Raw genomic sequence first — 19,747 nt, forward strand, 5'->3', positions numbered from 1 at the left:
GTGCGCCGGCCGCGCGTGGTCACCGCAACGCGGAAGCCGGGCGCACCTCCCATATCGTCCACAGTGGGCGGTACCCCTGCCGGGGCCAGAACACCGAGGACAGCGGATTGGCTGGGTTGTAGTGCAGGAAGCTGCCGACGGCCCCGGCGCGGGCGAACTCCGCGTGCGCCGCGGCCATCAGCTCCCGGCCGATGCCGGACTCCCGGGCTGTTTCGCGCACCGCCACGCAGTTGACGTAGCCCCAGGTGCCCGGGCGGAGCCGGTTGCCCGCGGGCGAGGTGGCGGCGTCGACCCAGCCGCACTCGGCGAGCCCCAGCGGCGTGCCGTCCTCCCGCTCCGCGAGCCAGACGGGGTCGGCTGAGCGCAGCCGCATCTGCGCGGCGGCCCGCTTCAGGTGCGGAGCGTTCGGGCGGTACACCGAGGCGCCGACCAGCGCGGCGTAGGCGAGTTCGGTGAGTCCGAGGTCGACCACGGCGTCGAGATCGGCGGGGCCGGCCCGACGCATTTTTACGGTACCACTTGGTTCCGTATCTCGTGCGGGGTCCGTGACGCGGATCGCCACCTGCGTCAGCGGTGTGCACCCGTGGTCGAGGAAGGCCCTGGTCGCGGCGATGTCCCGGCACGGCCACGCGATGACGCAGGCCGAATCCGGATCGATGTGCTCCCGCTCGGACAGGCGCTCCCGCCAGGCGCGCAGCAGCGTGTCCATCCCCTCCCGGGGGGCGCGGCCGACGAGCGGGTACAGCTCGAAGACCTCGCGGGCCTGCCACAGGCTGCGGAACGAACCCGGCTCGTTGAGGGTGCGCGTGAGCGTGCCCGCCACGTCCCGACCGGACGGAGTGCGCGCGAGCAGCGGCTCGCCCTCCGGCAGCAGGTAGCGGTCGGGCAGCGCCCGGTCCAGCTCGGCGAAGCGCCGGCACTGGGCGTCCCACAGCTCGCGCGCACTGCTCAACGACATGCCTTTCCGGTCGACGGCTGGCGGTTCACCGGGCCGGGCTCCCGCGTGCGGGGAGCGGACGGTCGTGCGGGATCCGCCGCGCCCGCGGCGGTGTGGTGCGGCCCGGGGCAGGGCTTCGTTGTACAGCACCGGGAATCCGCCGCGCCGGGCCGCCGCGGCCCCCGCTGGCGATGGGGCGAGCCTAAGCCTTGCGGCGGCACACGAAGATGGCCGTGCCCGGGAACAGCCTCCCGCGCAGCGGGCTCCACTGCCCCCACACCTCGGTGTGGCCCTCGGGCCACTCCGGCTCGACGAGGTCGAGCAGGTCGAACTCGGCCTCGTGCAGCTGGCGCACGTAGTCGCCGAGGGTGCGGTGGTGCTCCACGTACGTCGGCCGGTCCTCGGCGTCCACCTCGACGTAGGGCGTGCGGTCGAAATAGGACTGCGTCGCCGTCAGCCCCACCGGTCCGGGGTCGTCCGGGAAGATCCACCGCATCGGGTGCGTCACGGCGAACACCCAGCGACCGCGCGGGCGCAGCACCCGGGCCACCTCGCGCATCACGGCACCGGAGTCGGCCACGAACGGCACCCCGCCGAAGGCGGAGCAGGCCGCGTCGAAGGAGTCCGCGGCGAACGGCAGGCAGTCGGCGCTCGCCTGCACCAGCGGCACCGCTGTGCCCGTGCTCACCGCGCCGGCGGCGGCGTGCCGCAGCATGCCCGCGGAGATGTCGATCCCCACCGGACGCGCCCCCCGCTCGGCCAGCCAGCGCGAGCACGCGGCCGCGCCGCACCCGATCTCGAGCACGCGCTCGCCGCGGATCTCGCCGAGCAGCCCGGCGTCCTGCTCGCGGAGGCCCTCCGGGCACCAGAGGAAGTCGCGGCTGCCGAGGAACTCGCCGTGCTCGGCCTGGTACTCGTCCGCATCGGCGTCCCACCACAGCTTGTTCGCCGCGCGGGACTCGGCCGCGCTGGCGGTGCGTTGGGCCACGCCGGCGGTGCCGAGCGCGCGCTCCGCGGCCCGCTCGCTGGGGTCTGGCACGGATGTCCTCCACCGATTGTTGGTACCAGGTCCTCGTGGAGTATCGTGGACGCGCAGAAGCACTGGTGGTCGGGTGGACCGCGGTTTGCCCGGCGATCGAGGGACGCGTACTATACCGGCCGCGCCATGGGTCTTTCGCGGGTCCTTTCGGTATCCCCCTGGGGCTCCTTCCGCATCGGATGCCGCCGGGTGGGAAATCCTCCAGTGGTTCACCTCCGCGGTCTGCGGCCCGCGGCACTGCTGGTCGCCGCGAGGTGGGCACGTACCGTGCTCACCACCGGAAAGCCCAGCGCAGAGCAAGGAATTGTAAACCAGCGACCAACCTATCCGTACCGGAGCAACCCACCTGATGTCCACCGACACCACCACCGTCCCGACTGCAACCGCCCAGGCCCCTCAGGTCGCAGTGAACGACGTCGGGACGGAGGAGGACTTCCTCGCCGCCGTCGACCAGACCATCAAGTACTTCAACGATGGCGACATCGTGGAGGGCACCATCGTCAAGGTCGACCGCGACGAGGTGCTGCTTGACATCGGCTACAAGACCGAGGGCGTCATCCCCTCGCGCGAGCTGTCGATCAAGCACGACGTCGATCCCGCCGAAGTCGTCGCCGTCGGCGACTTCATCGAAGCCCTTGTCCTGCAGAAGGAGGACAAGGAAGGCCGCCTGATCCTGTCCAAGAAGCGCGCGCAGTACGAGCGCGCCTGGGGCACCATCGAGGACCTCAAGGAGAAGGACGAGCCGGTGCGCGGCACCGTCATCGAGGTCGTCAAGGGCGGCCTCATCCTCGACATCGGCCTGCGCGGCTTCCTCCCCGCCTCGCTGGTGGAGATGCGCCGCGTGCGCGACCTGCAGCCCTACGTGGGCCGGGAGCTCGAGGCGAAGATCATCGAGCTGGACAAGAACCGCAACAACGTGGTGCTGTCCCGCCGCGCCTGGCTGGAGCAGACCCAGTCCGAGGTCCGCAGCGAGTTCCTCAACCAGCTGCAGAAGGGCCAGGTCCGCAAGGGCGTCGTGTCCTCCATCGTCAACTTCGGTGCGTTCGTGGACCTCGGTGGCGTTGACGGACTGGTGCACGTCTCCGAGCTCTCCTGGAAGCACATCGACCACCCGAGCGAGGTCGTCGAGGTCGGCCAGGAGGTCACCGTCGAGGTGCTCGACGTGGACATGGACCGCGAGCGGGTCTCGCTGTCGCTGAAGGCCACGCAGGAGGACCCCTGGCGGCAGTTCGCGCGGACCCACGCGATCGGCCAGATCGTCCCGGGCCGCGTCACCAAGCTGGTGCCGTTCGGCGCGTTCGTCCGCGTCGACGAGGGCATCGAGGGCCTGGTGCACATCTCCGAGCTGGCCGAGCGCCACGTGGAGATCCCGGAGCAGGTCGTCCAGGTCGGCGACGAGGTGATGATCAAGGTCATCGACATCGACCTGGAGCGCCGCCGCATCTCGCTGTCGCTGAAGCAGGCCAACGAGGGCTTCGTGCCGGACTCGGACTTCGACCCGAGCCTGTACGGCATGGAGGCCGAGTACGACAACGAGGGCAACTACATCTACCCCGAGGGCTTCGACCCGGAGGCCGGCGAGTGGAAGCCGGGCTACGAGAAGGCCCGCGAGGAGTGGGAGCGCCAGTACTCGGAGGCCTACACCCGCTACGAGAAGCACATGGCGCAGGTGGCCAAGGCCCGCCAGGCCGACGCCGAGGCGGCGGCCGCCGAGGCCGCCGGCGGCGGTGCTGCCGCGGCTTCCGAGGAAGCCGACGAGGAGCAGGCCTCCGGCGACTACTCCTCGGCCTCCGAGGAGCAGCAGCAGAGTGGTGGCGGCCAGCAGCAGGACACCTCCGGTTCGCTGGCCAGCGACGCCCAGCTGGCCGCGCTGCGGGAGAAGCTCTCCGGCGGTGCGTGAGCCGCTGAGCGGTCGTGGCAGCCTCCGCATCGCGGTGGGTTGACGGTCCGCACGGTTGCACGGGGCCCGTGTTCGAGCGATTCGGACACGGGCCCCGTTGCGTCTCGGGCGGGTTCCGGGGAGTGCGCGCAGCACGGGCCGCGTCCGCCCGCGGCGCGGGATCAGCGGCTCTGGGTCGCTCGCCCTGCTCCGCGCGGTGCGCCCGACCCCTGGCAGGATGATCGCCGTGTTGCGCGTGGGACTCAGCGGAGGCATCGGCTCGGGCAAGTCGACGGTGGCGCGGCGGCTCGCCGAGCACGGTGCGGTGGTCATCGACGCGGATGCGCTCGCCCGGGAGGTGGTCGCACCGGGCACCGACGGGCTCGCGGCGCTCGTGCAGCGGTTCGGCGAGGAGGTCCTCGACGACAGCGGGGCGCTGAACCGCTCCGCGCTGGCCGCCAGGGCCTTCCGGGACGAAGAGGCCCGGGCGGACCTCAACGCGATCACCCATCCGCGCATCGGCGAGCTGACCCGGCAGCGGATGGCCGAGGCCCCGGACGACGCCGTGGTGGTGCACGACATGCCGCTGCTCGTGGAATCCGGAACCGAAGCGGACTACCACCTCGTGGTCGTCGTGGACGCGCCGGAGGGCACGCGCGTGCAGCGGCTGGTCGAGCGCGGCCTGGACGCCGCGGACGCGCGGGCCCGCATCCGCGCGCAGGCCACCACCGAGCAGCGCCGCGCCGCCGCGGACGTGTGGCTGGACAACACGGGCACCGCCGAGGAGCTCCGGACCGCCGCCGACGAGGTGCACGAGCACCGGCTGCGGCCGTTCGAGCGGAACGTGCGGCTGCACCGCGGTGCGGCCCCCGGCCCGCCGCGGCTGGTGGAGCCGGACCCCGCGTGGCCGCAGCAGGCCCGGCGCCTGGCGGCCCGCATCCGGAAGGCCGCGGGGGAGCTCGCGCTGCGCGTCGACCACGTCGGTTCCACCCCGGTCGGCGAGCTGCCCGCCCGGGACGTGCTCGACCTGCAGCTGACCGCGGGCTCGCCGGAGCAGGCCGAACGGCTCGCCGATCCCTTGGCCGCCGCCGGCTTCCCGCCGGTCGGTGCGGCCGGCGCGGGCGCGCGCCTGCACGCGGCCGCGGACCCGCAGCGCCCGGTGCACCTGCGGGTGGCAGTTCGGGGCGCGGAGCAGTGGTGGTTCGCGCTGCTGCTGCCGGAGTGGCTGCGCGCGTTCCCGGACGAGCGCGCCCAGTACGCGGCGCTGAAGCGCCGGCTGGCCGAGCGCTACGCCGCCGATGCCGACGGTGAGCGCTACGCCGCGGCGAAGGAGTCCTGGTTCGCGGAGACCTTGGTCAAAGTCCGACGGTGGACGGCCGAGACCGGGCGGGACGTGCCGGCCCCGGAATGACCGGCTGGTCCGACGTGACCGGCTGACCCGGAGCGATCGGACGGCCCACACCGCGGGTGCGCCGGGTGCGGCGACCGGTGCGCCCGACCCCGCACGGCGCTCACCGGTGCACGCGGTGCGCCTGCGACTCCAGCGGCCTGCGGGGAGCGGGCAGCGCTGCGGACCCGTCGAGGCCGTGCGCGGCCAGCCAGCCGTCCAGGCCGCCGTGCGCGCCGAGCTCGGTGAGGGTGCGATGCATCGTGCGCAGGGCGGTGTCGGCTTCGTGCCGCCGGATCCTGCCGCTCGCCACGGCGCTGCCGAACTCCTCCGAGCGCACGATCCGGGGGCGGCGCTGGTCCGGCAGTTCGAGTCCGAGCAGCAGGTCGGCGCAGGCCCACGAGGAGGTGTCCGCTTCGATGTGGGCGGCGGTGAGCAGGCTGGCGCTCGGCCGCGAGTGGCGCCGCCGCGGGCGGAAGCGGGTCAGGCGGACACCGGCCTCGGGCAGCAGCCAGACGTGCTCGCCCGCGTGTTCGCTGGCGTGGGGCGTGTCGTACTCGACCTCCAAGCCCCACTGCTCGACGCGGCACTGCTGCAGGCTGTCGACGCCGCTGGCGTGCCGCCGCCGGGCGTCGCGGACGTCGATCACTTCCACGAGTTCAGGGGAAATCGGCGGTGTCACAGTACGCGACTGTAACGCTCTCGAACGTGGTACGGGTGGCGTCGAGCCTGCATTCCGATAACCATTCCGCGGCCCGGTGGTCTCAATTCCGTGTCACCATCCGTGACTACCGTGATGGCGGTATCAGCGGTTTGCGTGACACGGAAGCCTCGGTGGGTTGTTCCGGCCAGGACAGCTCGATGCCCTGGTCCTGCAACCAGCGCGGCAGGTCGTAGTCGTACCGGGCCAGCCCGTCGACCGTGGTGCAGGCGATGTGCAGCGCGCGCTGCGCCGTCTCCGTGTCCAGCAGGCCGGACTGCACCGCCAGGACGAACTCGTCGTAGTCGAGCACCTGCGCGTCGCTGCGGTGGCGGACCTCGATGTCCAGGTAGTAGTCGGTGCTGCGCCACCGGATCTCACCGGTTTCGATGCCGACCACGTCCAGGTAGAAGTCCAGGTCCCGCTCGTGCCCGGGACGCCAGGACCAGCGGGTCACCCGCAGCCCGAGATCGGGCAGCAGCCAGGACCGCAGCCCGGCCAGCCGCGGGTGCCCGGGCATGGAACGGGCCAGGTACAGCCCGAACGGGGTGCGGCGGTACTCGTGGACCCGCCGCACCTGCCGTTTCGGATCGGTGTTGGTCCGGGCGGGCAGGTCGAACACCTCGACCTTCGGCGGGTGCACGGCCGGGCCCGGCCGGTCGCTGATCGCGCGCTGAGTGGTCACGGCAACAACTGTAGGCGCAGCACCCTGCGCAGGGCAGTCCTTGACGCCCGGCGGCGGGGCCGGTAAGCAGCTCCGCTGCGCTGGGGAGCAGGCGTGCGACGAGGGGAAACGACCGGTTCCGGAATCACGGGGAGGTGCTGCCGCCACCGGGTCCGCCGCTCGGCGTGTCGCAGGCGTGCGGGAGCCCGCGCGGCGCACGATGTCGGTGCGACCTCGTAGGCTGGGAACCGTGGCATTCGCGACTGAGCACCCCGTACTGGCGCACTCCGAGTTCCGCCCGGTCAGCGACATCCCGCGGTCCGGGGGGACCTTCGAGGTCGTCAGCGACTACCAGCCCGCCGGTGACCAGCCCCAGGCGATCGACGACCTGGAACGGCGGATCAACACCGGGGAGACCAACGTGGTGCTGCTCGGGGCCACGGGCACCGGCAAGTCCGCGACGGCGGCCTGGCTGATCGAGCGGGTCCAGCGGCCCACGCTCGTGCTCGAACCGAACAAGACCCTGGCCGCGCAGATCGCCAACGAGCTGCGCGGGTTCTTCCCGAAGAACGCGGTCGAGTACTTCGTCAGCTACTACGACTACTACCAGCCCGAGGCCTACGTCCCGCAGACCGACACCTACATCGAGAAGGACTCCTCGGTCAACGAGGACGTGGAGCGGCTGCGGCACTCGGCCACGTCCAACCTGCTCAGCCGGCGCGACTGCGTGGTCGTCTCCTCCGTGTCCTGCATCTACGGCCTGGGCACGCCGCAGTCGTACCTCGACCGGTCGATCTTCCTCGAGGCCGGAGCGGAGGTCGACCGCGACGTGTTCCTCCGCGCGCTCGTGGACGTGCAGTACCAGCGCAACGACGTGGCCTTCCAGCGCGGCACGTTCCGCGTGCGCGGCGACACGGTCGAGGTGATCCCCGCCTACGAGGAGCTGGCCGTGCGCGTGGAGTTCTTCGGCGACGAGGTGGAGAAGCTGCACTACCTGCACCCGCTCACCGGCGACGTGGTCCGCGAGGTCTCCGACCTGCGCATCTTCCCCGCGACGCACTACGTGGCCAGCCCGGAGCGGATGGAGCAGGCCATCCGCGGCATCGAGGAGGAGCTGCAGGAGCGGCTGTCCACGCTCGAGCAGCAGAACAAGCTGCTCGAGGCGCAGCGGCTGCGCATGCGCACGCAGTACGACGTGGAGATGATGCGCCAGGTCGGGTTCTGCTCGGGCATCGAGAACTACTCGCGGCACATCGACGGCCGCGAGGCGGGCTCCGCGCCGGCGACGCTGCTGGACTACTTCCCGGAGGACTTCCTGCTCGTCATCGACGAGTCGCACGTGACCGTGCCGCAGATCGGCGGCATGTACGAGGGCGACGCCTCGCGCAAGCGCACGCTCGTCGAGCACGGTTTCCGCCTGCCCAGCGCCATGGACAACCGCCCGCTGACTTGGGAGGAGTTCAGCGATCGGATCGGCCAGGCGGTGCACATGTCGGCCACGCCCGGCCCGTACGAGATGGCGCGCAGCGGTGGCGAGTTCGTCGAGCAGGTGATCCGCCCGACCGGCCTGGTCGACCCGGAGGTCGTGGTCAAGCCGACCGAGGGGCAGATCGACGACCTCGTGCACGAGGTGCGCCGGCGCGCCGAGGCCGACGAGCGGGTGCTGGTGACCACGCTGACGAAGAAGATGGCCGAGGACCTCACCGACTACCTGCTGGAGCTCGGCATCCGCGTGCGCTACTTGCACTCGGAGGTGGACACGTTGCGGCGGGTGGAGCTGCTGCGGCAGCTGCGGCTCGGCGACTACGACGTGCTCGTCGGCATCAACCTGCTGCGCGAGGGGCTGGACCTGCCGGAGGTCTCGCTGGTGTCCATCCTGGACGCCGACAAGGAGGGATTCCTGCGCTCGGAGACCAGCCTCATCCAGACGATCGGCCGCGCGGCGCGCAGCGTGTCCGGCCAGGTGCACATGTACGCCGACGAGATCACCGACTCGATGCGCAACGCCATCGACGAGACCAACCGGCGGCGCGCCAAGCAGATGGCCTACAACGAAGAGCACGGCATCGACCCGCAGCCGCTGCGCAAGGAGGTCGACGACATCCTCGACCGGGTCTACAAGGAGGCCGAGGACACCGAGGAGAGCGTCGAGGTCGGCGGTTCCGGGCGCAACCAGTCGCGCGGGAAGAAGCCCAGCGGGGAGAACGTGGCCACCAGCTCCGGGCTGGTGTCCGACCGCGATCCCAAGCAGATGCCCCGCGCCGAGCTGGCCGACCTGATCCAGCAGCTCAACGACCAGATGATGAACGCGGCCCGCGAGCTGCAGTTCGAGCTGGCCGCGCGGCTGCGCGACGAGATCGAGGACCTGAAGAAGGAGCTGCGCGGCATGGACGAGGCCGGGATCCAGTAGCGGTCGTGGCTCAGCTGGGCTCTGCCGGAGGTCCCCTCCCGGCTGAGCCCTCGCCGCGAGCAGTCGGTACGGGTGGTCATCAGGAGGAGTGCGGTGGGCATCGGGGTGCAGGTCACGTTCGACGCGCACGATCCGGCGCGGTTGGCGGGGTTCTGGGCGGCGGCGCTCGGCTACGAGGTCGAGCCACCACCGCCCGGTTTCTCCTCGTGGGAGCAGGTCGGTGAGCACCTCGGTCTGCCCCGGGAGCAGTGGGACGCCTTCTCCGCGGTGGTCGACCCGGACGGTGCCGGTCCGCGCGTGTTCTTCCAGCGCGTTACGGAGGGCAAGAGCGCGAAGAACCGGATGCACCTCGACGTCAACATCAGCAGGCGCGGCTCGCCCCCGTCCGACGCCGCCGCGGCGCGGGCTCGCATCAGCGAGCACGTGACAGCGTTGGAGGAGCTGGGCGCCGCGGTGCTCTACGAGAACGACCAACCGCACGGGTACTGCGTCGTCATGACCGATCCCGAGGGCAACGAGTTCTGCGTGCAGTGATGCGGTGGGGCGAAGCTCCGCAGCCTGCCCGGTCGGCGTGATCCGCAGCCACATTGGATTCGTTCCAGTGTGCGCAATTTTCATGAAAATTGCGCACACTGGAATCGTTCAAAAGAGGAATTTGCAGGTCACCGGGGATTTCGGGGGAGCGCACCTGATACAGCGCCCGGCGAGTCGGGTGCCTCCGGAAGCGTGTCGCGGGAACGCTGCAGCGCCGACGGGACCGTCGCGGGGCGGTCGCCGGGGGCCGCCGCGGGGACGCGGCGGCCCCCGGTGTCAGGCGAAGGCGCTCAGGCCGGTCACGGACTTGCCGACGATGAGGGTGTTCATCTCCCGCGAGCCCTCGAAGGAGTAGATCGCCTCGGCGTCGGCGAACAGCTTCGCCACCTCGTAGTCGAGGACGATGCCGTTGCCGCCGAACAGCTCGCGGGCCCAGGCGACGACCTCGCGCATCCGCGTGGTGGCCACGGCCTTGGCCAGCGCGGCCTGGTCGGCCCCGGCGCGGTTCTGCTCGGTGAGCTCGTTGAGCCGGACGACGATGCCGAACACGCTGGTGATGTTGCCGAGCATCTTCACCAGCAGGTCCTGGATCATCTGGAACGAGCCGATGGGTTTGCCGAACTGCTGGCGCCCGACCGCGTAGTCGCGAGCCAGCTCGTAGGCGCGCACGGCCACGCCCAGGGCTTGCCAGGCCACGCCGCCGCGCGTGGAGGCGAGCACCTTGGCCGTGTCGCGGAAGCTGTTGATGTTCTGCAGCCGGTTGTGCTCCGGCACGCGCACGTCGTCCAGCGTGATGTCGGCGTTCTCCACAGCGCGCAGGGCGATCTTGCCCTCGATCTTGCTGGCGCTGAAACCGGGCGTGCCCTTCTCCACGACGAAGCCCTTGATCTGCCCGTCGGCCTCGTCGTGGGCCCACACGACGACGAGGTCGGCGAACGTGCCGTTGCCGATCCACCGCTTCGCGCCGTTGAGCACCCACTCGTCCCCTTCGCGGCGCGCGGTGGTGCGCATGCCGCCGGCGACGTCCGAGCCGCCTTCGGGCTCGGTCAGGGCGAAGGCGCCGATGCGGTTCATCTCGACCATGTCCGGCATCCACCGGTCGCGCTGCTCCTGGTCCCCGCCGCCGTAGATGCTGCCCATGGCGAGTCCGGTGTGGACACCCGAGAACACCGCCAGGGAGGGGTCGATGCGGTTGAGCTCGAGGTTGAGGAACCCGCTGAACAGCGAACTGCGCTTGCGGCCGTCGCCGTACTCGGGGTACTGGTAGCGGGCCAGCTGCAGGTGGGCGAACTTCTCGACGACCTCGAAGGGGAACTGCGCGTTCTCCCAGGCGCGCGCGGCGATCGGCTTGATCTCGCGCTCCAGGTACTCGCGCAGTTCGGCGAGCTCGGCGCGCTCGGACTCGTCGAGGTGTTCGGCGTAGCCGAAGAAGTCCGGGGTCGTGTTGGCCTGCTTGGGCATCGTCTCCTCCTGGTTTCAGCGTTGCGCGGCGCTGTGCAGCGCCGCGTCGAGTGCGAGGTGCTTGCGGTCGCGCAGGGCGCTGCGGCGCCGGTGCTCCTCAGGGCCGGACCCGTAGGCGTTCTCCGTCTGCTCGGAGATCGCGGCGACCGCGGCGTCGTTCATCTCCGGACGGCCGAGTTCCTCCCACTGCTCGGCCATGCCTGCGCCGAGGTGCTCCATCATGTGCCGGATGCCGCCGGGGCCGCCGCCGAGGTGGAAGCTCTCGAACGGCCCGACGGTGGCGTAGCGCTGGCCGAGCGAGTTCTTCATCACCGCGTCGAGCTCACCGACGTCGACGACACCGTCGAGCACCAGCGAGATCGCCTCGCGCATGATGCTGCTCTGCAGCCGGTTGGCGACGAATCCGGGGACTTCCCCGTGCACGCGGATCGGTGCCTTGCCGATGCGGCCGTAGAACTCCTGCATCGCGGCCACCGTGGACTCGGCGGTCGCGCTTCCGGGGACGAGCTCCACCAGTGGCACCACGTGCGGCGGGTTGAACGGGTGGGCGATGAGCACGCGGCTCGCCGCCGGATCCGCCAGTTCCGCGGCGATGTCGGAGGCGACCAGGCCGGAGCTGGAGGAGGCGAGCACGGCCCCGGGCGGTGCGAGCTCGACGAGCTGGGCGAACAGCTCCCGCTTCGTCCGCAGCCGCTCCGGGCCGTTCTCCTGCACCAGGTCGACCCCGGACACGGCCTCGGACAGCTCGGAGGTGGTGGTGATCCGTTCGCGCAACTGCGCGGTCTCGATACCGGGCAGGCCCTCGGCGAGCTGGGGCAGGGCTTCGTCGAGCTGCTGCTGCAGGTCGTCGCGGGGATCGGACAGGCGCACCGCCATTCCTCGCGCGGCGTACAGCGCAGCCCAGGACAGTCCGATGGTGCCGGCTCCCACCACCGCCACTTCCGTCCACTGCGGATCGTTCTGCGGGGACATCGGATCCTCCCGCTCAAGCGAGGTAGTCGTGCACGGGGGCGGCCGGTGCGAGCGTGAGGTCGGTCAGGACGTGGCTGGCCGAGACCACCCGCCGCACGGGCAGGTCGGCCAGCGGAGCGAGCACGTGCTCGTGCAACTCCAGCCGGGCCGGCCCGGTGTGCGCTTCCTTGACCGCCACGTCGGTGATCTGGCTGCGGACCAGCTCGCAGACCCGGTGCGAGCCGTCGTAGTCCGGGACGATCTTGAGCATGAACGCCGGCGTGGTGATCTGCGCCTGCGCCTCGTCCGGGTCCAGCGGCGCGTGCTTGTAGCCCATGGTGGCCGTGGCCACCCGGACCGCGCCGTAGTCGAGCGTGCCCACCAGCGCACCGCGGTCGGGGTACAGCGCCGGGCTGCCCAGCGCCTTGGGGTAGGCGCTGACCTCCCGCCCGGAGGCGGTGGCGCCGAAGTCGTCCAGGTACATCGCGTGCAGGTACTCGCCGCGCTCCTCGCCGAGGCGCACCGGGATCGCCTGGCCCGCTTCGACGTAGGGCCCGAACGCGGTGACATCGCCCATCTTCATGATCTCGAAGCGCACCAGCGGTTCGTCGATCTCGAGCGGTTCGGGCACGGCGGCGCGCAGCGCGTCCGGATCGGTGCGGTAGACGATGTTGAGGTACTCCCGGTCGGTGAACCGGGGGCGGACCGGCGGGTAGGCGGGTGCGGTCAGCGGTGTGGTGACCGCCTGCAGGACCTCGTCGCGCGTCACCGGCCCCTCCACTCCGGAGCGCGCTTCTCCGCGAACGCGCGTGCTCCTTCGGCGAAGTCCGCGGAGTTGCGGAGGTGTTCGACCGCCTCGCGCTGGGCGGTGAGCGCGGTGTGCTCGGGTGCGCCGTCCCCGGCGCGCAGCACGGACTTCACCGCCGCCAGCGCCAGCGGGGCGTTCGCCCCGATCCGCTCGGCGAGCTCGAGGGCGGTGGACGCGGTCGAGCCGTCCGGAACGACCCGGTTGACCAGGCCGATCTCGGCCGCGTGCCGGGCGGGGATGGCCTCACCGGTGAGCAGCAGTTCCATCGCCAGGTGGTGCGGGATGCGCCGCGGCAGCCGCACGGTGCCACCACCGCCGGCGATGAGGCCGCGCTTGACCTCGGGCAGGGCGAAGGTGGCGCCGTCGGCGGCGACGATGAGGTCGCAGGACAGCGCGATCTCGAACCCGCCGCCGAGGGCGTAGCCCTCCACGGCCGCGATGAGCGGCTTGTCGTTGCGCGCCTCGGTGATGCCGGCGAATCCGCCGTCGGCGACCGCGGCGGATTCGCCGGCCGCGGCGGCCTTGAGGTCCATCCCGGCCGAGAACGTGCCGCCCGCGCCGGTGATCACACCGACGCGCAGGTCCTCGTCGCCGTGCAGCTCTTCGAGCGCGGCGGCGATGCCGTTGGCGACGGCGGAGTTGACCGCGTTGCGGCTGTCCGGGCGGTTGATCGTGATCAGCTGTGCGGCGCCGTGCTTTTCGGTGTGCACAGCGGTGTCCGGTGTGGACATCAGTTCTCCTCCTCGTCGGAGCGGTCCAGCTCGGCGAGGACCTCGTCGGTGTGCGTGCCGGGGATCGCGGCGTGCCGCCGGACCGACGGGGGCGTCGCGGAGAAGTTCACCGGGACGCCGACCACGCGGTAGGGGCCTTCGGTGGGGTGCTGCTCGAGCTCGAGCAGCCCGCCGTCGCGGACGTAGGGATCCTCGTCGGCTTCGTCGAGGCGCAGCACGGGGCCGACGGGCACGCTGTTCTTCGTGCACACCTCGATCCACTCGGCGGTGGTCAGGTTCGGGGTGACCTCTTCGATGAGCTGGGCGATGGTCTCGCCGTCGTGCTTGCTGTCGAGGGCGTCGTCGTTGAAGCGGGGGTCTTCGGCCAGGTCGGGGCGTCCGGCGGCCTGGAAGACGTCCCGGCAGTTCTTCGGCGTGTAGGGCATGATCATGACCAGGCCGTCCTTGGTGGGTCGGGCCCGGTGCCCCCGGTTCATGGACAGGGTGAACCCGGTCTCGCCGATCGGCGGCTCGAACGTCCTTCCCTGCAGGTGTTCGACGAGGTTGAACGACAGCAGCGTGTCGGCCATGGGGACCTCGACGAGCTGGCCCCGGCCGGTGGAGCGCTGGTGCACCAGCGCGGCCAGCACCGAGTAGGTGATGGTCAGTGCGGCGACCTTGTCGGCGAGGATGCTGGGCAGCACCACGGGGGAACCGATGTCGCCCGCGCGCTCGGCGATGTCCAGCAGTCCGGAGGCGGCCTGCACCGTCTCGTCGTAGGCGGCGAGCTCGGCGCGCTCGGAGTCGGGGCGGAAGCCCTGGGCGTGCGCGTAGATGAGGTGCGGGTTGTCGGCGGCCAGGCTCTCGTGGTCCAGCCCGAGGCGCTGCAGCGCGGCGATGCGCATGTTCGTGATGACGATGTCGGCGCCGTGGATGAGCTGCAGGGCGCGCTGCCGGTCGTCGGGGTCCTTGAGGTTGAGGTCGACGCTGCGCTTGTTGCGGTTGACGTTCATGTGCAGCGGGGTCATGCCGGGCGTGCGCGCGGCGGTCCCGCGCCGGGCGGTGTCGTGGGGGTTCTCGATCTTGACCACGTCGGCGCCGAGGTCGCCGAGGACCTGCGCGGCGTAGGGGCCCATGACGACGGTGGACAGGTCGATGACGCGCACTCCGGCGAGCGGGCCGGTCGGGTCGTGCGCATCCGTTCGGTTGGGAGTCGTTGCGGTCATCCTTCGCTCCGTGCGAGTGCGCCGGAACCAGAGAAATTCGTCTGGCTAACTAGCTTTCTGGTTTCAGGCTAGGGCGGGCGCAGGAGGAGGGGCAAACGATCAGCGGAACCGATTCGCGAAAACTGGCGCGACCGCAGCGGTCACGCCGTTCCCCGTCGCGGCGGCCGGGGTGATCACTCCGCTCGCGGAGGCTCGCCCAGCACGTCGAGCAGGGTGCGCTCGACGTGTTCTACCAGTTCACGCAGGCCGCTGTTGTTCTCCGCGCGGTCGCGGTGCCAGATCAGACCTGTCGTCAGTTCCGGGTCGAAGTCCTCGAACGGCAGTACCGCCAGGTTCTCCCCGCGGTGCTTGGCCATGTCGCTTTTCGGGTCGAGGAAAGTGAGCGAGAACGCAGATCCGTTCGCGACGATTTCCCCGACGGCGCCGTAATCGCCGCTGCTGGCGGTAATTTTCCGGTGAATTCCCGCGGCCTGCAGCCGGACCTGGACCTGTTCGAAGTACGTGGGCTGCATCCCCGCCGGCAGGCGCACGTAGGTGTGGTCGACGAGTTCCGACAACCGCACCGCGGAGCGTCCCCCGAACTCCGCCGCCGGCACCACGGCGCCGAGCGGTTCCCGGAACACCTCCCGCACCTCGATCCCCTCGGCGTGCACCGGCAGGTGCACCAGGGCCGCGGCGAGCTCGCCGCGCTGCACCGCCGCGAGCAGGTCCGCGCTGCTGCCCGGCCAGCGCTTGAGCTCCACCCCGGCGGGGCAGCTCCGCTCGGCGGTTCGCAACGCCTCCCGCAGCTGCGGGTGCAGTCCCGGAGCGACACCGGCGTAGGCCGTGCGCGGTACCGCGCCGAGCTGCTGGTGCAGCTGCCACGGCAGGTCGTCGAAGCGGCTCAGCACGTCCTTGGCCAGCGGCAGCAGCGCGCTGCCCGCCCCGGTCAGCTGCACGTGGTGCGGATCCCGGTCGAACAGCGTCACGTCCAGCTCGTGCTCCAGGTCCCGGACGCGGCGGCTCAGCGGGGAGGTGGCCATGTGCAGCTGCCGAGCCGCCCGGGAGAAGCTCAGGTTCTCCGCGACCGCGACGAAGTACCGCAGGTGGAACGTCTCCATCGGCGGCGAGCCTACGCCGCGCGCTCGCCGCGGCACGCCGATCACCTGCGGCGGTGTGATCGAGGCGGCAGCCGCGGAGTCAGCGGCCGAACACCGGGCCCGCGCGGGTGGGGTCAGCTCGTGATGTCCTTGCGCCGGAACTGGTGCACCGCCAGCGCGCAGAACACCGCTGCGTAGGCGAGCCCGGAGAACACGCCGTAGGGCACCGTCGACCAGTCCAGCTCGACCCGCAGCAGGTCGACGTAGGCGGTGGAGTGGTGCGTCGGCAGGTAGCTGCGCAGGCCGCCCAGCACGGGGGTGCGGTCGAGGATCTGCGACAGGATCGACACGAGCACCGCACCGCCGACGGCCCCCAGCGGGGCGTCGGTGCTCACGCTCAGCCACAGCGCCAGCCCGGCGATCCACGACAGGTGCAGCGCCAGGTACAGCCCCGACAGCACCAGGCTGAGCAGTCCCGCCGTGAACGGCACGGTCTCCCCGGTCGGGGTGATCATCTCACCGGCCCCGTAGGCGACGAGTCCCACCGCCAGCGACACGACCAGCAGCAGGGCGAGCGCGAGCAGCGACAGCAGTGCCGCGACCAGGGCCTTCTGCCGCAGCAGCCGCGTGCGCGGAACCGGTGCTGCCAGCAGGTACCGCAGGCTCGACCAGACGGCTTCGCTGGCGACGGTGTCGCCGAAGAACAGCGCGACGACCACGACCAGCAGCAGGTTCGTCGCGGCGAACAGGGTGAACGCGGTGAAGTTCAACCCGCCGCCGGTGGCGTTGTCCGCCAACGTCGGCCCGTCCGGCGGGCCGGTGCCGCCGCTGAGGGCGAACCCGAGCAGCAGCACCAGCGGGGTGGCTGCCAGGACGCCGAGCGTGATCCGCGTGCGGCGCCGCCGCAGCTGCCGGGCGAACTCCACCCGCACGGGCAGCGTGCGCCGCGCCCGGTACCCCTCGGCGGCGCCGTCCGGTTGGGCCGGCTGCGTCGATCGCACCACGGCGAGCTCGGGCACGTCCGCTTCCTCGACCATCACTGTTCCTCTCCGACGAGCTGGAGGAAGGCGTCCTCCAGCCGGCGACGCGGCCCGACCTGGTGCACCGCCACCTCGGCCGCGACGAGCGCGTTGACCACGATCCCGGCCGAGACCGACCCGAGGTCCACGTGCACCTGCCCGTCGGCGGTGTCGCGGCGGACCAGGCCGATCCCGGTGATCGCGCGCAGCGCCTCGGCCGCCGCGGCCGGGTCGTCCACCCGGATGCTCAGCTCATCGCCGGAGCCCACCACCTCGGCGACTCCGCCCGAGGTGACCAGCCGCCCCTGGTGCATCACCACCACGTGGGTGCAGGTGCGCTCCACTTCGGACAGCAGGTGGCTGGAGATGAGCACCGACCGGCCGGTGGCGGCGTAGCGGTGCAGCATCTCCCGCAGCTGCTGGATCTGCGGCGGGTCGAGCCCGTTCACCGGTTCGTCCAGCACCAGCAGGTCCGGCAGGCCGAGCATCGCCTGGGCGATCGCCAGCCGCTGCCGCATGCCCTGGCTGTAGGTGCGCACCGGGCTGTGCGCGATCTCGTCCAGGCCCGCGATGCGCAGCACCTCGTCGAAGCGCGCCTGCAGGATCGGCCTGCTCGTGGCCGCCCAGTACGAGCGCAGGTTGTCGATGCCCGACAGGTGGGGCAGGAATCCCGGGTTCTCCACCAGCGCCCCCACGCGCGAGAGCACCGGCGCACCCGGGCGCGCGAGGTGGCCGAAGATCCGGACGGTGCCCGCGTCGGGGTGGACCAGGCCGAGCAGCATGCGCAGCGTGGTCGTCTTCCCCGCGCCGTTCGGTCCGAGCAGCCCGACGATCTGCCCGCGCTCCACGCGCAGCGAGAGCTCGCGCACCCCGCCCGCGGTGCCCGCGTGCGACTTGGACAGCCGGTCGATCGCCAGCGGCGTGTCGGTCAGCTCGGCGACCGCGCCGTCGCCGCGGCGCCGGATCCGGGAAACCCCCCAGACCAGCGCGGCGGCCGCGATGATCACTCCGATCCCGGTGAGCGGGGCGACCGGCACGCTGCCTGCCGAGAGGTCCGTCCCGCGCACCGACGGCGCGGACAACGCGCCCCCGCCTGCCAGGCCGACGCGGTGCACTGCCGGCTCCCGGGAGGTGGTGAAGGCCCTGTCCGTGGTGGTCACCGCCAGCTCCAGGCGGTGCCCCGGCTCCACCGAGTGCACCACGCCCGGCAGGGCCACGTGCACGTCGACGGGGCTGCCGTCCTGCGGCAGTCCGGTGATCCGCAGCGGTGCCACCGCGTCGCCGACCATGGTGCGCTCCCCGCCGGGGCCGACGTCGTAGAGCTTGGCGAACAGCACCGCCTCGTCCCCGCCGGGCTGGCCGGGCACGGCGGACACCGACAGCCGCGTCTGCGGCACACCGGAGATCAGCAGCGGCTTGCGCAGCGGTTCTGAGCGGAACACGGCCGTCTGCTCGGGCAGGTCGCGCGCCGGGGTGCGCGCTCCGCGGGTGCCGGGCAGCGTGCTGGTCGCCGCCGGTGTTCCCCCGGGCGGGTTGACCACGCGGGCCGGTTCACCGCGCAGCCCGATGTCGAAGCGGGCCGTGCGCCCCTCGCGCATCCCCGGGTACTCGGGGGCGACCACCGTGCGCTCGGCGCGGTGGCCGTCGCGCTGGGGGCGTCCGGCCAGGTCGTAGCGGAAGGCCGGGATCGGTTCCTCGGGCGGGTCCACACCGCCGAGCCGTGCGGCGAACCAGTCGCCGATCCGGCGGCGCACCTCGGCGTCGGGAGCACCTCCGCCGTGCCCGCCCGCGTACCAGAGCACGCGCACCTCGCCGCCGGCGCGCGCGATTTGGCGCGCGTTCGCGTCGGCCTGGTCCAGGCCGAACAGCGTGTCCTGCTCGCCCTGGACCAGCAGCGTCGGTGCGTGGATGCGATCGGTGAACCGCTTCGGTGAGGCGCGCTCCAGCAGGGCGCGGGCGGCCGGGTCGGCCTCGCCGGTGCGCGCGATGCGGGTGTACGCGCGGCACACGGCGGGGGCGAGGCGGCCGCAGGTCAGCGCGCTGCTGCGCTGTCCGGCGGGACCGCCGGCCCCGCCGGAGCGCGACTGCGGCGTGGGCTCGCCCCCTGCGGAGAACAGCAGACCCGCCCACGCCTGCTTGAGCACTCCGGGCGTACTGGTCCCGCTGGCCGCGGCCGGGGTGCTGCGGTCCAGCGGGGCGGCCGAGGCGCGGTTGGGCAGCAGCGCCGCGGCGAGGTCGTTGTAGGCCATCACCGGGGCCAGCGCGTCCACTCGCGGGTCGGTGCCCGCCAGCGACAGCGCGAGCGCGCCGCCGTAGGAGGTGCCGGTGACGCCGATGCGCGGGTCGTTGTCGTCGTCGCGGAGCACTTCGGGCTGCCGGGCGAGCCAGTCCACGAGCTGGCGCGCGTCGGCGACCTCGTAGTCCGGGTGGTTCAGCGCGATCCTGCCGGTGCTGGCGCCGAACCCGCGCGCGGAGTAGGTGAGCACGGTGAAGCCGCGCCGGGCCAGCTCCCGGGCCTGGTCCGCGACGCTGGTCTTGTCCGCGCCGAAACCGTGCGCGAGCAGGACGGCGGGGGCGGGCGTCTCGGCGGGGGCGTGGAGCGTGACGTCGAGCTGCACGCGGTTCTCGCGCTCCGGCCCGTCGAGCACGTCCACCCGGGCCTCGCGCGGCGCCGGCAGCTCGGCGGGCCGCGGGTCCTCCTCCGCCCACCAGAACGCGGCGAGCACGACGATCGCCACCAGGGCGAGCGCGATCACTCCGGTACCCGCGCGGCGCCGGCGCGGGGCGCGCCGGTCGCTGCGGGAGCGCGGACGGGACCGGAGGGGCTCGCGGGGAGAGGACACGCGCCCGACACTAAGCGACGTGATCGCGCCGGGTTGCCGTCACCGCCCGGAGACAATGAAGACGCTATGAAGCGGAGACCAAACAGCAATCCGCGCGGCG

16 protein-coding genes are annotated in these 19,747 nt (G+C 72.0%); 4 read left to right on the forward strand and 12 right to left on the reverse strand.

The genetic code is table 11. The features are described from left to right. Positions 1–19 precede the first annotated feature (19 nt). Positions 20–958: a GNAT family N-acetyltransferase gene (locus ACVGV0_RS07725; RefSeq protein WP_459159172.1), complete on the reverse strand. Its 939-nt coding sequence runs from the start codon at positions 956–958 to the stop codon at positions 20–22. Between the two features lie 181 nt (positions 959–1,139). Then, positions 1,140–1,976 (reverse strand): class I SAM-dependent methyltransferase, encoded by an 837-nt coding sequence (locus ACVGV0_RS07730; RefSeq protein WP_459159173.1) that lies wholly within the window; start codon positions 1,974–1,976, stop codon positions 1,140–1,142. Between the two features lie 349 nt (positions 1,977–2,325). Here ACVGV0_RS07730 and rpsA point away from each other — a divergent pair, with 349 nt between their 5' ends. Beyond that, a complete protein-coding gene (rpsA, locus tag ACVGV0_RS07735; RefSeq protein WP_459159174.1) occupies positions 2,326–3,876 on the forward strand; it encodes a 30S ribosomal protein S1 in 1,551 nt (516 codons plus the stop codon). Positions 3,877–4,102: 226 nt separating this feature from the next. After that, the gene (coaE, locus tag ACVGV0_RS07740) at positions 4,103–5,266 is read left to right on the forward strand and encodes a dephospho-CoA kinase (RefSeq protein ID WP_459159953.1); all 1,164 of its coding nucleotides are present in this window, start codon (positions 4,103–4,105) and stop codon (positions 5,264–5,266) included. Between the two features lie 100 nt (positions 5,267–5,366). Here coaE and ACVGV0_RS07745 read toward each other — a convergent pair whose 3' ends face one another. Both ACVGV0_RS07745 and ACVGV0_RS07750 read right to left on the reverse strand, forming a co-directional pair. Further along, positions 5,367–5,924 (reverse strand): hypothetical protein, encoded by a 558-nt coding sequence (locus tag ACVGV0_RS07745; protein ID WP_459159175.1) that lies wholly within the window; start codon positions 5,922–5,924, stop codon positions 5,367–5,369. 106 nt (positions 5,925–6,030) lie between these two features. After that, the gene (locus ACVGV0_RS07750) at positions 6,031–6,627 is read right to left on the reverse strand and encodes a DUF402 domain-containing protein (RefSeq protein ID WP_459159176.1); all 597 of its coding nucleotides are present in this window, start codon (positions 6,625–6,627) and stop codon (positions 6,031–6,033) included. A 229-nt stretch (positions 6,628–6,856) separates the two neighbouring features. Between ACVGV0_RS07750 and uvrB the strand changes: the two genes are divergently transcribed. Then, complete coding sequence (gene uvrB / locus ACVGV0_RS07755; RefSeq protein WP_459159177.1) at positions 6,857–9,016, forward strand: excinuclease ABC subunit UvrB; 2,160 nt, start codon at positions 6,857–6,859, stop codon at positions 9,014–9,016. 93 nt (positions 9,017–9,109) lie between these two features. Then, positions 9,110–9,550 (forward strand): VOC family protein, encoded by a 441-nt coding sequence (locus tag ACVGV0_RS07760; protein ID WP_459159178.1) that lies wholly within the window; start codon positions 9,110–9,112, stop codon positions 9,548–9,550. A gap of 276 nt (positions 9,551–9,826) precedes the next feature. On the opposite strand, the gene ACVGV0_RS07765 is transcribed toward ACVGV0_RS07760, so the two are convergent. The 8 genes from ACVGV0_RS07765 to ACVGV0_RS07800 form a co-directional block, all read right to left on the reverse strand. Continuing rightward, positions 9,827–11,011: an acyl-CoA dehydrogenase family protein gene (locus ACVGV0_RS07765; protein ID WP_459159179.1), complete on the reverse strand. Its 1,185-nt coding sequence runs from the start codon at positions 11,009–11,011 to the stop codon at positions 9,827–9,829. A gap of 15 nt (positions 11,012–11,026) precedes the next feature. Then, positions 11,027–11,983, reverse strand: a complete 957-nt coding sequence (locus tag ACVGV0_RS07770; RefSeq protein WP_459159180.1) for a 3-hydroxyacyl-CoA dehydrogenase NAD-binding domain-containing protein — start codon at positions 11,981–11,983, stop codon at positions 11,027–11,029. A 13-nt stretch (positions 11,984–11,996) separates the two neighbouring features. After that, positions 11,997–12,731: an acetoacetate decarboxylase gene (locus ACVGV0_RS07775; RefSeq protein ID WP_459159181.1), complete on the reverse strand. Its 735-nt coding sequence runs from the start codon at positions 12,729–12,731 to the stop codon at positions 11,997–11,999. Further along, a complete protein-coding gene (locus ACVGV0_RS07780; protein WP_459159182.1) occupies positions 12,728–13,501 on the reverse strand; it encodes a crotonase/enoyl-CoA hydratase family protein in 774 nt (257 codons plus the stop codon). Before ACVGV0_RS07780 ends, ACVGV0_RS07775 begins: the two co-directional genes overlap by 4 nt. Next, positions 13,501–14,706, reverse strand: coding sequence for a CaiB/BaiF CoA transferase family protein (locus tag ACVGV0_RS07785; protein ID WP_459159183.1), 1,206 nt, complete (start codon positions 14,704–14,706; stop codon positions 13,501–13,503). Before ACVGV0_RS07785 ends, ACVGV0_RS07780 begins: the two co-directional genes overlap by 1 nt. Before the next feature lie 173 nt (positions 14,707–14,879). Beyond that, positions 14,880–15,806 (reverse strand): LysR family transcriptional regulator, encoded by a 927-nt coding sequence (locus ACVGV0_RS07790; RefSeq protein WP_459159184.1) that lies wholly within the window; start codon positions 15,804–15,806, stop codon positions 14,880–14,882. 113 nt (positions 15,807–15,919) lie between these two features. Continuing rightward, positions 15,920–16,822 carry an ABC transporter permease subunit gene (locus ACVGV0_RS07795; protein ID WP_459159185.1) on the reverse strand — a complete coding sequence of 301 codons (903 nt, stop codon included), beginning with the start codon at positions 16,820–16,822 and terminating at the stop codon, positions 15,920–15,922. After that, a complete protein-coding gene (locus ACVGV0_RS07800; RefSeq protein WP_459159186.1) occupies positions 16,822–19,560 on the reverse strand; it encodes an alpha/beta fold hydrolase in 2,739 nt (912 codons plus the stop codon). Before ACVGV0_RS07800 ends, ACVGV0_RS07795 begins: the two co-directional genes overlap by 1 nt. Positions 19,561–19,747 lie beyond the last annotated feature (187 nt).

It is taken from the genome of Salinifilum ghardaiensis (assembly GCF_054491345.1).